The organism is Nonomuraea sp. NPDC049649, from assembly GCF_040675175.1.
In the GTDB taxonomy this organism is placed as follows: domain Bacteria; phylum Actinomycetota; class Actinomycetes; order Streptosporangiales; family Streptosporangiaceae; genus Nonomuraea.
This window is the reverse complement of record NZ_JBFAOH010000001.1, coordinates 317,727-331,687: the sequence shown is the minus strand read 5'-3', so window position 1 is coordinate 331,687 and position 13,961 is coordinate 317,727. Positions and strand designations below refer to the sequence as shown.

At 73.1% G+C, this 13,961-nt stretch carries 14 protein-coding genes; 9 read left to right on the top strand and 5 right to left on the bottom strand.

The features are described from left to right. Window positions 1-9 precede the first annotated feature (9 nt). The 4 genes from AB0J42_RS01590 to AB0J42_RS01575 all read right to left on the bottom strand — a co-directional run bounded on the left by AB0J42_RS01590 (window position 10) and on the right by AB0J42_RS01575 (window position 2,123). The gene (locus AB0J42_RS01590) at window positions 10-351 is read right to left on the bottom strand and encodes a hypothetical protein (protein ID WP_364287240.1); all 342 of its coding nucleotides are present in this window, start codon (window positions 349-351) and stop codon (window positions 10-12) included. Next, window positions 348-752: a YbaB/EbfC family nucleoid-associated protein gene (locus AB0J42_RS01585; protein ID WP_364287237.1), complete on the bottom strand. Its 405-nt coding sequence runs from the start codon at window positions 750-752 to the stop codon at window positions 348-350. Before AB0J42_RS01585 ends, AB0J42_RS01590 begins: the two co-directional genes overlap by 4 nt. Window positions 753-837: 85 nt before the next feature. After that, entirely contained in the window at window positions 838-1,239 is a 402-nt protein-coding gene (locus tag AB0J42_RS01580; protein WP_364287234.1) for a hypothetical protein, read from the bottom strand. Continuing rightward, window positions 1,236-2,123 (bottom strand): SseB family protein, encoded by an 888-nt coding sequence (locus AB0J42_RS01575; RefSeq protein WP_364287231.1) that lies wholly within the window; start codon window positions 2,121-2,123, stop codon window positions 1,236-1,238. The genes AB0J42_RS01580 and AB0J42_RS01575 overlap by 4 nt, the downstream gene beginning before the upstream one ends. 79 nt (window positions 2,124-2,202) lie before the next feature. Between AB0J42_RS01575 and AB0J42_RS01570 the strand changes: the two genes are divergently transcribed. From AB0J42_RS01570 to AB0J42_RS01540, 7 genes are all read left to right on the top strand, one after another. Next, window positions 2,203-3,264: a hypothetical protein gene (locus tag AB0J42_RS01570; protein ID WP_364287228.1), complete on the top strand. Its 1,062-nt coding sequence runs from the start codon at window positions 2,203-2,205 to the stop codon at window positions 3,262-3,264. Then, on the top strand, window positions 3,261-4,538 hold the full coding sequence (locus tag AB0J42_RS01565; protein WP_364287225.1) for a hypothetical protein: 1,278 nt from the start codon (window positions 3,261-3,263) through the stop codon (window positions 4,536-4,538). Before AB0J42_RS01570 ends, AB0J42_RS01565 begins: the two co-directional genes overlap by 4 nt. Continuing rightward, complete coding sequence (locus tag AB0J42_RS01560) at window positions 4,535-4,927, top strand: FixH family protein (RefSeq protein WP_364287222.1); 393 nt, start codon at window positions 4,535-4,537, stop codon at window positions 4,925-4,927. Before AB0J42_RS01565 ends, AB0J42_RS01560 begins: the two co-directional genes overlap by 4 nt. 72 nt (window positions 4,928-4,999) lie before the next feature. After that, window positions 5,000-6,754: an ATP-binding protein gene (locus tag AB0J42_RS01555; protein ID WP_364287219.1), complete on the top strand. Its 1,755-nt coding sequence runs from the start codon at window positions 5,000-5,002 to the stop codon at window positions 6,752-6,754. Between the two features lie 11 nt (window positions 6,755-6,765). Further along, the gene (locus tag AB0J42_RS01550; RefSeq protein WP_364287216.1) at window positions 6,766-7,905 is read left to right on the top strand and encodes an exonuclease SbcCD subunit D; all 1,140 of its coding nucleotides are present in this window, start codon (window positions 6,766-6,768) and stop codon (window positions 7,903-7,905) included. Next, entirely contained in the window at window positions 7,905-10,514 is a 2,610-nt protein-coding gene (locus AB0J42_RS01545) for an SMC family ATPase (protein WP_364287213.1), read from the top strand. Before AB0J42_RS01550 ends, AB0J42_RS01545 begins: the two co-directional genes overlap by 1 nt. Continuing rightward, a complete protein-coding gene (locus tag AB0J42_RS01540) occupies window positions 10,511-11,455 on the top strand; it encodes a hypothetical protein (RefSeq protein WP_364287210.1) in 945 nt (314 codons plus the stop codon). Before AB0J42_RS01545 ends, AB0J42_RS01540 begins: the two co-directional genes overlap by 4 nt. A 29-nt stretch (window positions 11,456-11,484) precedes the next feature. Here the strand turns inward: AB0J42_RS01540 and AB0J42_RS01535 are convergent, their stop codons facing one another. Next, window positions 11,485-12,300 (bottom strand): SAM-dependent methyltransferase, encoded by an 816-nt coding sequence (locus AB0J42_RS01535; protein ID WP_364287208.1) that lies wholly within the window; start codon window positions 12,298-12,300, stop codon window positions 11,485-11,487. A 178-nt stretch (window positions 12,301-12,478) separates the two neighbouring features. Here AB0J42_RS01535 and AB0J42_RS01530 point away from each other — a divergent pair, with 178 nt between their 5' ends. Beyond that, window positions 12,479-12,664: a hypothetical protein gene (locus AB0J42_RS01530; protein WP_364287206.1), complete on the top strand. Its 186-nt coding sequence runs from the start codon at window positions 12,479-12,481 to the stop codon at window positions 12,662-12,664. Next, a complete protein-coding gene (locus tag AB0J42_RS01525; protein ID WP_364287203.1) occupies window positions 12,661-13,908 on the top strand; it encodes an erythromycin esterase family protein in 1,248 nt (415 codons plus the stop codon). The genes AB0J42_RS01530 and AB0J42_RS01525 overlap by 4 nt, the downstream gene beginning before the upstream one ends. Window positions 13,909-13,961 lie beyond the last annotated feature (53 nt).

Genomic DNA, 13,961 nt, shown 5'->3' with positions numbered 1-13,961 from the left:
GTGGGGGCCTCAGACCTGCCACATCACGCCGCCGAGATCCTCCTTCATGGCGGCGTCCACTTCCAGCGTGTTGGTGACCGCCTCGCGCACCCTGCCCGGCTCTCCGCTGATCTCCTCGGCGAGCAGGGCGCACCGTTCGAGCAGGAGGTTCGGGCCGTCGCCCTGGAAGTGGGCCTGCCAGAACGCCAGCCCTTCGGCCCCGGCGCCCCAGGGAGCGGCGGCCAGCGCCGCCTTGACCTCGGCGGCCAGCTCCGACAACTGCTTGTCGAGGTCGCCGGCCATCGTGTCCCACTGGGTCAGGCCCCGGTCGACGACCGGCCGGGTGATCTCCGTACCGTCCCAGAGCCTCAAATCCTGCCCTCCATCCGGTCGGCGAGCAGCGTCATCGCGGCCTCGATGTCGCCGTCGAGGTGCGCCTCGAACTCGGCGCGGGGGATCACCGGCTCGAAGATCTCCGTGACCCGTTCCCTGGCCTTGGCCACCGCCCGGTGGGTCGTCTCGGTGATCGTGTCGGCGAGGTGACGCGTGTCGGGGCGCCGGTAGATGCGAGGGTCGAGATCGATCCTGACCAGCTCGCCGCGGGCGCCGACCGTCACCGACACCAGGCCGTCGCGCGATTTCTCGGTGACCTGGACCGCCCGCGCCTTCTCGTGCAGCTCCAGACTGGCGTCCTGGATCTGCCGGAACAGGTCGCGCAGTTCGTCGGCGTAGGCGCGCATCGCCGCCGTGTCGGGAGGACCGTGCGGTTCCAAGACACCCCCGTCACTCGTGAACCGGGTCACACTTCCACATTACTGGTTAGTTTCTGTCACATGAACATCAAAAGGCAAGAGGTGATCAAACCGGCTCCCCTTTCAGGGGTACGGCCTCCTCGCCGAGATCGTTCACCTCCGCGCGCGGCACCCAGAGCCGGTACACGCCCCGCTCGATCCGCTCCATCCCCAGCTCCCGCGCCGTCTTTGCGGAACCGCCCGCGTACTCCAGCAGCAGCCACCCGTCGCGCTCGGCGTGCACGTGGCACCGTTCGCCCCGCCAGCCGCACACCACCGTGACGAAGTGCAGGGCCTCGCACTCCTCGGCCGGCACCGTGCGGACGTGGCAGCCCGGTTCGACCTCCTCGAAACCGTCCACCGGATCGGGGCTGCGCAGCCGTACCCAGAGCTCCAGGCTGTGCGACTCGGGGCTCGCCTCGTAGTCCACGCCACGCCAGCGGGCGCGGTAGTAGGCCCGGATCGTCATCCGCGCACCCCGATCAGCAGCCACCGCCGCAGGTCACCGTGGTACAACGCGCGCCGGTGCTCGGTCCCCTCGGCCGTGAGCTCCCAGATCTCCGCGCCGTGCGGCAGGACGACCCCGTACACCTTGTACTCGCGGATGACCTGGTCCACGTTCGGCACCAGGCCAAGCCCGACGAACGGCGGCTCCTCGACCACCCACCCGGCCACCGCGTCCCTGCGTTCCTCGTCCGTACCGCCGTAGGGGGTGCGGTAGAGGGCGAGCCCGGCGGGGCGCCAGCGCAGCACGTTCAACGAGCCGTCGCCGGTCAGCATGTCCGGCTGACCCAGGGCGTCGGCGAGCACGGCGGGCGTCGCGATGTGCGAGACGTCCAGCGCGTGATGGCAGTAGCCGGAGATCCGCGGCACCCCACCGGTGATCAGGTCGTGGACGTCGGCGGGGGAGAGCAGCTTCTGCACCGTCGGCACCCCGGACTTCGGGGCGATCATCAGATCCTGGGCCAGCGTGGGCACCGCCAGCCTGGCCAGCGTGCCGGACTCCAGCAGGAAGGAGGCGCCCAGCCCGGGATTGATCGCCAGCCCCCAGCGCGGGTCGGGCCAGCCGGCCGCCAGCTCCACGGGCGAGGTCACCCGCCAGTGCGCGGCGCGGCCGCCGGTGGCCGTCCGCATCGCCTCCGCGGAGGTGTACGCCAGCACCCAGGTCCGCTCGGCGTCCGCGGCCGTCGCCCAGGCGGGGGCCTCGGTCCCGTCCGCCGCGGCCGCGGTGATCGGCAGGGCCAGGTCGGCGTCGCGGAGCATGGCCAGGCAGAGGGCCGTCCGCCCGTCACGGTGAGCCGCCCACAGCCGCTCCTCGAACGGCGTGACCGGCTCATGATCGATCAAGGTCATCCGCCCAGTGTGCCTGAGCGTATCCGCGTACCGTGGACACGTTCAGATGCGATCTCGGCAAGGCACAGGGAGGAATGACGTGGCAACGGCCGACGCCGGTTTACGGCGACTGCTGGCGGACTCGGGAGAGGACCGCGGCTGGGTGTCCCCGCGCACGGACCTGGTCACCGCACTGCTCGGACTCTGGTTCGGCATCGGGTTGATGATCGACGCGTGGGCGCACACCAACCTGCCCAGCGAGCTGGAGACGTTCTTCACTCCGTGGCACGCGGTGTTCTACTCGGGGTTCGCGGCGGTCGCCGGCTGGATCATCTGGCAGGTGCTGCGCAACGTCCGCACCGGCCGCCAGGGGGTCGCGGCGGTGCCCATGGGCTACCTGGCCGGACTGGTGGCGATTCCGGCGTTCGCCGCGTTCGGGTTCGCCGACATGATGTGGCACACCTTTCTCGGCATCGAGACGTCCGTCGACATCCTGTTCAGCCCCTCACACCTCGGGCTGGTCGCCACGATGATGCTCATCGTCACCACGCCGCTCCGCTCCGCCTGGCACGCCCCCGACGTGGGCGTCAGGCCCTCGCTCTGGCGGCTGCTGCCCGCGCTCGTCGGGCTCGCGTTCGCGACCACGCTGGTGTCGCTCTTCCTGTCGTACGGCGACGCCCTGCAGCAAGGGGCGGACGACGTGGTGACGGCGTTCTCCGACCTCGACAGGTCCGTCTGGCTCGCCACCGCCATGGTCATCACCAATGTGATCACGCTCGCGCCGGTGCTGCTGCTGGTGCGCCGCTGGCAGCCGCCGTTCGGCAGCGTGACGCTCATGTACGCGATCGTCGCCCTGATGCCGGGAGCCCAGACGACCTTCCGCAACCTGCCGATCCTGCTGGCCTTCGTCGCCGCGGGGCTGGTGAGCGACTTGCTGATCCGGTGGCTGCGCCCGTCGGCGGCGCGGCGCGGAGCCTATTGGGCGTTCGCCGGCCTGTCGGCGTTCGCCACCTGGTCCCTGTATATCGGCGTCGCCTCCGCCACCGCGGGGAGCCTGCCCTCGGTGCCCGAGCTGTGGACCGGCGCGCCGATCGTCGCCGGGCTGATCGGGCTCCTGCTCGGGGCGCTGTTCCTGCCCGACGCCGCACCCGGATCCCAGTGATCAGGGCTCTCTGCCTGGCCGCCGTCCTGCTGCTGGCGCTCGCCGCCCCGGCCGCCGCCCACAACGTGACGGCCGGGGCTGATCTGCGGCTGGCGCAGACGATCGGCGGCGCCGAGATCACGCTGGTGATCAAGGGCACGCCACGGGTTCCGGGGCCGCTGCGGATCGGCGTGGCCGCCTTCGACGGGGCCGCCTTTGACGGGGCCGCCGGTCTGCCCGTGCGCCTGGAGGTCCGCTCGCTCACCGGCGGCGGCACGACCACGGGTGTGGCGCGGGCGGCCGCCGAGCCGGAGTACGCCGAGCTCAGGGTCGAGGAGACCGGCCCGCACGAGCTCACCGTGCGCGCCGGGGGCGAGACCTCCGTGGTGCCCTTCCGCGTGCTGGTGGACCGGGGCTCGCCGGGACAGTTCCTGATCTACGGCGGCCTGTTCGCGGCGGGGCTGCTGCTGGTCGGGGGTCTGCTCACCGGTGCGGTCGCGCGGCGCGGCCCGGCGATGCTGCTGGCCGCCGGCGCCGCGGCCGGAGTGACGGTCGCCGCGATGGTCGTCGTCTTCGAACCTTTCGTGCCGCCCGGCCCGCCCGACGGCGCCGCCCCGTCCGCGGACACTCTCCTCGCCGGCGGCCGCCCGTACGCCCAGGGCCGGTTCGGCACGGCGCCCGCGCAGCCGGTAGCGGGACAGGAGTTCACCCTGACCCTCGACCTGGTGGACGGGGCCACCGGGCGGCCGGTGGACGACCTCGTCTCCCACCACGAGGCGCTCGCCCACCTGATCGTCACCAGCGAGGACGGCCGCTACTTCCGCCACGTGCACCCGCTGCGCACCGCGCCGGGACGGCTGGAGGTCCGGCTCCGCGCCGACCGGCCCGGCCGCTACCTGGCCCACGCCGAGCTCGAACGCGAGGACTCGGGCGGTCAGCTGCTCGCCGGCGCCTTCACCGTCGGCGGCGAGCCGGGCGACGCGGACGGGACCGCCGGCGCGGCCGGCTCGCCCCTCCTGCGTCCCGCCGTCCCGGTCGCGGGCCGCCCCACCACGATCGAGGTGGCCGCCGACAGCCCGGTCCGGCCGTGGCTCGGCATGTCCGGCCACCTGATCGTCCGCAGCCAGGACGGATCCTTCCTGGGCCACGTCCACGAGATGGGCGCCCCGGGCACCCGGCTGCGCTTCACCTTCAGCTTCCCCCGGGCCGGCCGCTACCTGGCCTGGGCGCAGCACGCCACCACAGATCACATCGTCACCCGGCCGTTCGCCGTCGACGTCGCGGAGGCCCGATGAAACGGCTGATCGCGCTGGCCGCGCTCATCCTGGCGGCGGTGGCGCTCTTCGCCGCGGGCGCCGCCCTGACCTCCGGCCCGCTCGACCTCACCGCCGCCGGCGTCCGGTACACCACCGCCGTCCACCTCGAGCGTCCCGCCACCGGCCGCACCGCCGTCGAAGTACGGGTCACCTCGGGCGACGCCGACACCGTCGCGGTGTCGGCGGCGATGCCCAGCATGGGCCACGCCACGCCGGAGGTGGCCGCCGAGGAGCGGGAACCGGGCCACTACGTCGCCGAGGGCGAGCTGTTCACCATGACCGGCGTCTGGGACCTGTCGATCCGCCTGAGCGGCCCGGCGGGTGAGGAGACCGTCACCGTGAAAGTGCTGATCAGCGAGGATCCGTGACGCGCGGCCGGGGACTTCTGTCGCACCGGCGCACTACCCTGCAGGGAGGCGTCGATGGGGGTGGAGGGTTCTGTGACGGTCAACGGGATGACGAGCGCGGATGTGGCCGCGGATGCCGCCGTGGCCGCCGGCGCGGTCGGCCGGGTGCTCGGCACGCAGGCCGCCTCGCCGCTGTCGTTCTGGATCGGTCTCGAGCCGGGCAAGGTGGTGCAGCTCGACGACGTGGTGGTGACCAAGCGCGAGGTGCCCGGCCACGGCCCGCTGGTGATGGCGGGGGTGGTGACGGCGGTCGAGGCGCGTCACGAGGGCGCCGCCTACGACTCCGACGTGTTCCTGATCGCCGACGGGGCGCTGCCCGCCGCCGTGGTGGAGGTGGCGGAGGTACGGGTCACGCGGGTCGAGCCCGAGGTGTTCGTGCCGCCGCTGCCGGGCGCCCGGGTCTACCTCGCCGGGGCGGGCGACCGCGACCAGGCGCTCTACTTCGACGTGATGGACCGCCGGGTGCCGCTCGGCGTGGGCCGCGACGGGCAGCCGCTCTACGTGAACTTCGACTTCCTCGACGGCACCCGCGGCGCGCACGTGTCGATCTCGGGCGTGTCCGGCGTGGCCACCAAGACCTCGTTCGCCACGTTCCTGCTCTACTCGATCTTCAACTCGGGGGTGCTGGGCGGCGAGGCGGCCAACACCAAGGCGCTGATCTTCTCCGTCAAGGGGGAGGACCTGCTCTTCCTCGACCAGGACAACGTCCGTCTCGACGAGGCGGCCAAGGCCGTCTACGCGCGGCTCGGGCTGCCCGCCAGGCCGTTCGGCAGCGTCCACGTGTTCGCCCCGCCCCGGCCCGGTGACCCCAACGGCGTGCCGCACGTCTCCGCCCGCACCCACGGTGTCAGCTCCTTCTACTGGACGCTCGTCGAGTTCTGCCAGGAGGAGCTGCTGCGTTTCGCGTTCGCCGACGCCGACGACGAGCGGGCGGGCTACTCGCTGCTGGTGGGCCAGGTCGCGGCCCGGCTCAAGGCGTGGGCGGAGCCGGTCGGCGACGGCGGCGCCGTGATGATCCAGGGCACCGCCTGCCGCACCTTCTCCGACCTGGTCGAGCTGCTGTCCGACCAGCTCCAGGACGAGGGCAGCCGCCACCAGTGGACCGGCGCGCAGACCCCGCTCGGCACCGTGAACGCCTTCCTGCGACGCCTCAGGAGCGCCGTCCGCGCGCTGTCCCCGATCGTCCGCGGCGACCTGCCGTTCTACCGCAACCACTCGGTCAGCACCTCCAGTGCCCAGGTGACGATCGTCGACCTGCACAACCTGCCCGAGCGGGCGCAGCGGTTCGTGGTCGGCGTCGTGCTGCGCGGCGAGTTCCACCGCAAGGAGTCCTCCGGCACCGCCAAGCCGCTGCTCTTCGTGGTGCTCGACGAGCTCAACAAGTACGCGCCGCGCGAGGGCGACTCGCCGATCAAGGAGATCCTGCTCGACGTCGCCGAGCGGGGCCGCAGCCTCGGCGTGATCCTCGTCGGCGCCCAGCAGACCGCGTCGGAGGTGGAGCGCCGCATCGTCGCCAACAGCGCCGTCCGCGTCGCCGGCCGCCTCGACACCGCCGAGGCCGCCAGGTCCGAGTACGGGTGGCTGCCCCCGGCCGTCCGCGACCGGGCCACCATCGCCAGGCCGGGCACCATGTTCGTGGCCCAGCCCGAGATCCCGGTGCCGCTCGCCGTCGCCTTCCCGTTCCCCGCCTGGGCCACCCGCCCCTCCGAGGCGCTCGCCCCGGCCGAGACGACGGCCGACCCGTTCCAGGGGCTGCCCGGCGCCGAAGACGACATCCCGCCGTTCTGAGAGGTCGACCCGTGAAGATCCTGCACACCGCCGACTGGCACGTGGGCAAGGTGCTCAAGGGGCGCTCCCGCCTCGACGAGCACCGCCAGGTGCTGCGCGAACTGGTCGCCACCGCCCGCGAGCGCGACGTCGACCTGGTGATCGTGGCCGGCGACCTGTTCGACACCTCCGCGCCCACCCCCGAGGCGCAGCAGCTCGTCCTGCCCGCGCTGATGGCGCTGCGCGAGGGCGGCCGCGACGTGGTCGTGCTGGCCGGCAACCACGACAACCCCCAGCTCTTCGAGGTCTACCGGCCGCTGCTCGGCAAGCTGGGCCTGCACGTGGTCGGCTCGTTCCGCCGCCCCGACCAGGGCGGCACGCTCGCCTTCACCGCCCGCTCCGGCGAGCCGGTCCGGCTCGCCGTGCTGCCCTTCCTCTCACACCGGTACGTGGTCCGCGCCGCCGAAGTGCTGACCGGCACCGCCGCCGAGCACAACCGCGACTACGCCGCCCGCATCGCCGAGCTGATCGCCGCGCTCACCGCCGACTTCCGGAGCGACACGGTCAACCTGGTCACCACGCACGGCACCCTCCCCGGCGGCCGGTTCGGCGGCGGCGAACGCGAAGCCCAGTCGATCTTCTCGTACTACTTCGAGCCCACCGCCTTCCCGCCGTCCACCCAGTACGCCGCCCTCGGCCACCTGCACCGCCGCCAGCAGCTCCCCGGCCCCTGCCCGATCTGGTACAGCGGGTCGCCCATCGCCGTCGACTTCGGCGAGGAGGCCAACCAGCCCGGCGCCCTGCTGGTCGACGTCGAACCTGGCCGCCCCGCGGTGGTGGAGGAGGTCGTGTTCCGCTCGCCGCGCCGGCTGCGCACGGTCCGCGGCACGCTGGAGCAGCTGGAGACCGTGGAGGCGGGCGACGACTGGCTGCGCGTGATCGTGGAGGAGAAACCCCGGGTCGGCCTCGCCGACCAGGTGCGCGAGCTGCTGCCGGGCGCGCTCGACGTGTCCCTCGACGAACGCTTCCGCCCCGTCGCCGCCGTACGGGAGTCGCGCGCCCCCGCCCGCAGCCCGCGCGAACTGTTCCGCGAATACCTGACCGCCACCGGCCGCGCCGACGAGCAGGTGGCCACCCTCTTCGACCGGCTCTACGACGAGGTGACCGGCTGATGCGTCCCCTGCTGCTCCGGCTCGACCACTTCGGCAGCTTCCGGGAGCCCGCCGAGATCGACTTCTCCGACGTCGACTACTTCGCGCTGACCGGGCCCACCGGGGCGGGCAAGAGCACGGTCATCGACGCGATCTGCTTCGCCCTGTACGGGACCGTGCCCCGCTGGGGGAGAGAGAACGTCATCGCCCATGCGCTGGCCCCGTCCGTCGCGGCCGGGAAGGTGGCGCTGCTGTTCGAGAGCGACGGCCGCCGCTACGGCGTGGTCCGCGCGCTCGTCCGCGACAGCAAGGGCACGGTCCGCACCAAAGAGGCCCGGATCGACGAGCTGGCCGCCGGGGTGCCGCTCGATCAGGCGTGGGAGGCCGTGGTCAAGCCGCTCGCCGAGGGCGAGCAGGTCACTCCCGAGGTGCAGCGGGTGACCGGGCTGGAATACCGCTTCTTCACCCAGTGCGTGGTGCTGCCGCAGGGGCGCTTCGCCGAGTTCCTGCACGCCGCGCCGCGCGAACGGCAGGACCTGCTCGTCCAGCTGCTCGACGCCGACGTGTACGAGGCGATCCGGCAGCGGGCGGTCCGCGAGGAGGAGACCGCCAGGAGCGCCGCCTCCCTGGCCCGCGACCAGCTCGGCAAGCTGTCGGGCGCGACCGCCGAGCTGGAGGCGGAGCTGACCGGGCGGCTCGCGGCGCTGCGGCGGCTGGCCGCGACCCTCGACACCGACCTCGACCTGCTGCGCGACCGCGAAGCCGACATCCGGCACGCCACCCGCGAACGCGCCGCCGTCGCCGAGCGGCAGGCCGCGCTGGCGGCGCCGCGCCTGCCCGACGGGGTGGCGACCCTCTCGACGGCCCGCCGGACGGCCGGCGAAGCGGTGACGGCGCTCCTGAACGAGGTCGCCGCGCTGGAAGCGGACGAACACGCCGCCGACGAAGCCCTGGCCGCCCTCGGCGGACGCGACCAGCCCCAGGCCGCCCTGGCCGCCCTCGACGCCCGCGACCGCCTCACCGCCCAGCTGGAGTCGGCCCGCGCCCAGGCCCAGTCGGCAGCCGACTCCCTCGCCCCCTTGAAGTCCGCGCTCCAGGAAGCCGACCGGGCCGTAACCGAGGCCGAGCGCCACCGCGACCGGCTCCGCGACGCCCACTCCGCCGCCGACCTCGCCTCCCGCCTCACCCCGGGCGCCCCGTGCCCCGTCTGCCTCCGCCCCGTCGACGCCCGCCCCGCCGATGGTGAAGACCACGCTTCAGCGAGCCAGGCGGGCGCCCCCGGACACGCGGGTGGTGCCGGTTCGACGACTCACCCCGAACAGGCGGGCGGGCGTCCTTCGGCGGGCTCCTCCGCACGTGTGGGTGCTGCCTCTTCGGCGGGTCATCCTCATTCGGGGAGTCACGCCGGTTCGGTGGGTGGCTCTGGGCGGGGGCCTGGAGCCGAGGAGATCAAGGCGGCGGAAGGGGTGCTGGCCGCCGCGCGGAAGGAAGCCGAGCGGGCGCGGACCGCGTACGCGAAGGCCGAGACGTCGGCGGGGATGTACGCGGGGCAGGTGGCCAAGCTGGAAGGGGAGCTGGCGGCGCTGCCTCCGGCGGTGGACCGGGCCGAGGTCGAGGGGAGACTGGCCGCGATCGCCAAGGCGGAGACGGTCGCAGCCGAGGCTCGCGCCGCTGCCAGGACCGCCCGTACCCGGTTGAGGCAGGCGCAGACAGAGGCCGAAAGGGCCGAACGGCGGGCCGCCGACGCGTGGCGGACACTGGAGACGGCCCGCGACCGGCTGCTCGCGCTCGGGTCGCACGACGACCCGCCGCCCCCGCTGGACCGCGACGACCTGCACCGCGCCTGGACCGACCTGCTCGCCTGGCGCGACCGGGCCGCGCGCGCCGCCGCCGCGGCGCTGGCCGAGCGGGACAAGGCGCTCGCCGAAGCCACCGCGAGTCTGTCCCGCGAACGCGCCAGGCTCGCCGAACGGCTGCGCGAGCACGAGGTCCCGCTGCCCAGCGAGGGCACCCCCGACCAGCTCGGCGCGGCCGTCGCCGGCGAGGTCGCCCGCGTCGAGTCCCGGCTGGAACGGGTCAAGGAGGCCCGTCAGCGCGCCGCCGAACTGGCCGAGGAGGTCGCCGAGAAGGAGCACGCCGCCAAGGTCGCGCACGAGCTGGCCCTCCGGCTGCGCGCCAACGCCTTCGAGCGCTGGCTCTGCGCCGAGGCGCTGGCCGTCCTCGTCACCACCGCCTCGGGCATGCTCAGGGAGCTGTCCGACGGTCAGTACGAGCTCGCGCTGAGCGACCGTACCGAGATCGAGGTCATCGACCACGCCGAGGCCGGGCTGCGGCGCAGCGCCCGCACCCTGTCCGGCGGGGAGACCTTCCAGGCGGCGCTCGCGCTGGCGCTGGCGCTGTCCGACGCGGTCGCGCGCGGCCTCGACTCGATCTTCCTGGACGAAGGGTTCGGCACGCTCGACCCCGCCACCCTCGACACGGTGGCCACCACCCTGGAACGGCTCGCCGCCGGGCAGGACCGCATGGTCGGCGTCGTCACCCACGTCCCGGCGCTGGCCGAGCGGGTGCCGGTGCGGTTCGAGGTCGGCCGCGACGCCAAGGGCTCGCACGTACGGCGGGTGGGGCCGTGACGGCGTTCTCCGTCGACCCCTGGGATCCCGGCTACGCCGCCGCGATGGCGGCGGAGGCGTTCTCCGAGCTGGGCGCCACCAGCGCCGAACTCATCCTGGACATCGAGCGCCCGGCCGGCGACTGGAAGCCGATCACTCCCGGGCCCGACGCCAGGGCGCCCGAGACGCTGCTGGTCGCCGACGGGGTGCGCCGGATCGACGCCCGGGTCTGGGTGGACGATCCCGACACGGCCATGCCGCTGCCGGGGATCGCCGCCTCGTACGCGGCCGGGATCGTGCGCTGCGGCCCGGACGGCGCGGGGCTGGCCGGTGTCGAGGTGCGCCGTTCGATCATCAGCGCCTCCGCGAGCGCGCCCGAGGTGAAGACCACGCACGCCACCTACCAGCCCGGGCGGGCGGCCGACTCGTCGGTGGAGGAGCTGTCGCTGGCGTTGCAGCGGCAGGTCACCCAGCTGGAGGTGGAGCTGTCGGTCCGCCATCGGAGCAAGGCCGACGACCTGCTGCTGGTCGACGGGCCGCTGCGCGGGCGCGGCCATCTGCCGCGCACGATCGGCTACATCAAGACCCACCACACCGCCTACCTGCCGCCCGCCCAGTCGGCGGTGGTGTCGTCGCTGGGGCCGGGGCAGCGGACCCCGGTGTTCCTCATGGGCACGAGCTGGCGGCGGCACGCCTGGTACGTGCGGCTGCCCGTGCGGTCGCTCACCCCGTGGGCGGGCATCGTGCGCTGCGAGGCGAGCGCCGACCTGGCGCCGGAGGAGGCGGCGGCGCTGGCCGACACCGTGACGCTGGCCCTGCCGCCGCTGGCGGGCGTCGACTACAAGGACCCGCGCGCCCCGCAGAACCTGGTGCCGATCGGCGGCCTGGAGAAACTGCTCCGCCACCACCTGGGCGACGCCCGGCTGCTCTACCGCGCCCTCCGCACCGCCGCCCGGGCTTGATCCAGGGGACGTGGCTGTCCGCGACTGATCTAGGGGACGCGGCCGACGGCGCCGAGGACGCCGCCCTTGGCCAGGCCCGGCCAGTGGTACGTGTCGTCGTCGTTGCGCCATTTCTGGGCCGGGACCACGCCGGGCGGGAGGATGTCCAGTCCGTCGAAGAGGGACAGCAGCTCTTCCCGGCCGCGCCAGGCGATGCCGCCCGAGGTGCTGCGCTGGTAGACGCCGCGGACCTGGTCGGCCTTCTTCTCCTCGCCCTCGCCCGGCTCGATGTACGCGTGCGAGATGACGAGATGGCTGCCGGGGACCAGCGGACGGCGGAGGGTCTTGACGATCTCGGCCACCTGGGCGTCGTCGTGGAAGAAGTGGAAGACGGCCGCCACGACCACGGCCACCGGCTGGGAGAAGTCCAGGTGGTCGGCGGCCGCCGTGAGGATGGCGTCGGGTTCGGCCAGGTCGCCCTGGATGATGATGGTTTCCTGGTTCTCGGCGAGCAGGGCGCGGGCGTGGGCGAGCACGATCGGGTCGTTGTCCACGTACACGATCCTGGAGTCCCGCGCGACCCGCTGGGCGACCTGGTGGACGTTGTCCTGGGTGGGCAGGCCCGTGCCGATGTCCAGGAACTGCCGGATGCCCGACTCGGCCAGGTGCCGCACGCTGCGGATGAGGAAGCCCCGGTTGGCCAGGGCCACCTCGCGGATGTCGGAGCCGGTCTGACGGCCGAGCTCGATCACCTGCTCGGCGGCTTCCCGGTCGGCGGGGAAGTTGTCCTTGCCGCCCAGGTAGTAGTCGTACATACGGGCCACACTGGGCACGGTGGGATCAATCTGCCCCGGAAGCTGCGCCATGCCTCGAATCTAGTGCCTTTTTCGCGTTTTGTGGATCTTTCTGAGCGTCCGCCTCAGTCTTGACCAAGAAGGCGCCTGCTTGAACAGGTCCCGCGAGGGTTGTCGATGGGCCGAGGTCGCGGGTCGGCATACTTTGGTCGGATGCGGTGGGCCCGAGGGCGATGGCACCTTGGTGAGCATGGGATTGCTGGGCGTCCTTCTGATGATCCAGGGCTTCGGAGGGTTCGTCGCCCGCCAGTTCTTCGACAGCGACTTCGGGCTGCTCCACCGCTGGCTCGACGGCACGGCGCTGACGGTCGCGCATCTCGTGGCGGGTGCGCTCGGCGTGGTGCTCGTCCTGGTCCGTCTCCAGGAGGACTCGTGACGGCGGTGACCGGCTGGCTCGCGTCCAGAGTCGTCCCGCTCGACGGGCTCGACCCCCGGGCGCCGGTGGGCGACCTGGAGCCGCTGCGGGCGGCCCTCGGCGGCGTCCGGGTGGTGGGGCTGGGGGAGGCGACCCACGGCACGCGGGAGTTCTTCCTGCTCAAGCATCGGCTGCTGCGGTTCCTCGTGGAGGAGATGGGGTTCACCGTGCTGGCGATGGAGGCCAGCGTGTCGGCGGCCGAGGCTCTGGACGTGTATGTCCAGGGCGGGGCTGGGGAGCCGGAGCGGCTGCTGGCCGACCTCGGGTTCTGGACGTGGCGGACGCGGGAGATGCTGGCCGTGGTGGAGTGGATGCGGGCGCACAACCGCACCGCCTCGCGCAGGGTGCGCTTCGCCGGGATCGACCCGCAGTTCCCCGCGGCGTCGCTGCGGTGGCTCCGCGATCACCTGGGGGAGCGTGAACTGCTCGCGCCGCTGTCGGTGCTGGAAGAGACGCGGCTGGGCGTGGGGGAGCCGCTCGACCCGGCGATCGAGACGGCCGCCCGCAGACTTTTGGAGTACGTGACCGCGAACGGGTCGCGCGTCGACCGGTTCGCGGAGCCCGGCCGTGTGGGCGGGGCGACAGCGACTATGGACGCGGAGGCGCATGCGAGGATCGTGCGGCAGTTCGCTGCGCTGGTGACGCGGCCCATGCGTGATGCCGACGGGTCGCGCACGGCGGGGGCGGCTCGCGACCGGTTCATGGCAGAGAACGTCGACCGGTTGCTGGAGCGTCCGGGGGCGAAGGTCGCCGTCTGGGCGCACAACGGTCATGTGACGACCGGGCATTATGCGGGGCGCAGCATCCCGGCGATGGGGCATCACCTGCGTGAGCGTCACGGCTCCGGTTATTACGCGCTCGGCCTGTTGTTCGGGAGCGGTGAGTTCCGTGCCAGGCGGCTCCGGTTCGGCAGGCCCGATGTGCGGAGACCTCCGGTGCGCAACTCGGTGCCCGCCGTCGACAGGGCCGACATGGTGGAATCCCGGCTGGCCGCCGCGTGCCCTCGCGATCATGTGGTGGACCTGCGTGGCGGGCCCCGGCCTGACGCTGTGGACGAGTGGCTGGGCAAGGAGCAGTACGTGCGTGGCTACGGAGCCGTGGTGGGGCGTTTCTCGTACAAGATGTCCTTCACTCCGACCGTGCTCGGCGACGACTTCGACGGGCTCGCCTACGTCGCGCGCGGCACGTGCTCGATCCCGTTCTGACGCAAGCCGGGGCTGGACGTGGTGGGGCTCTCTTCGCGGGAGGAGTTCGGACG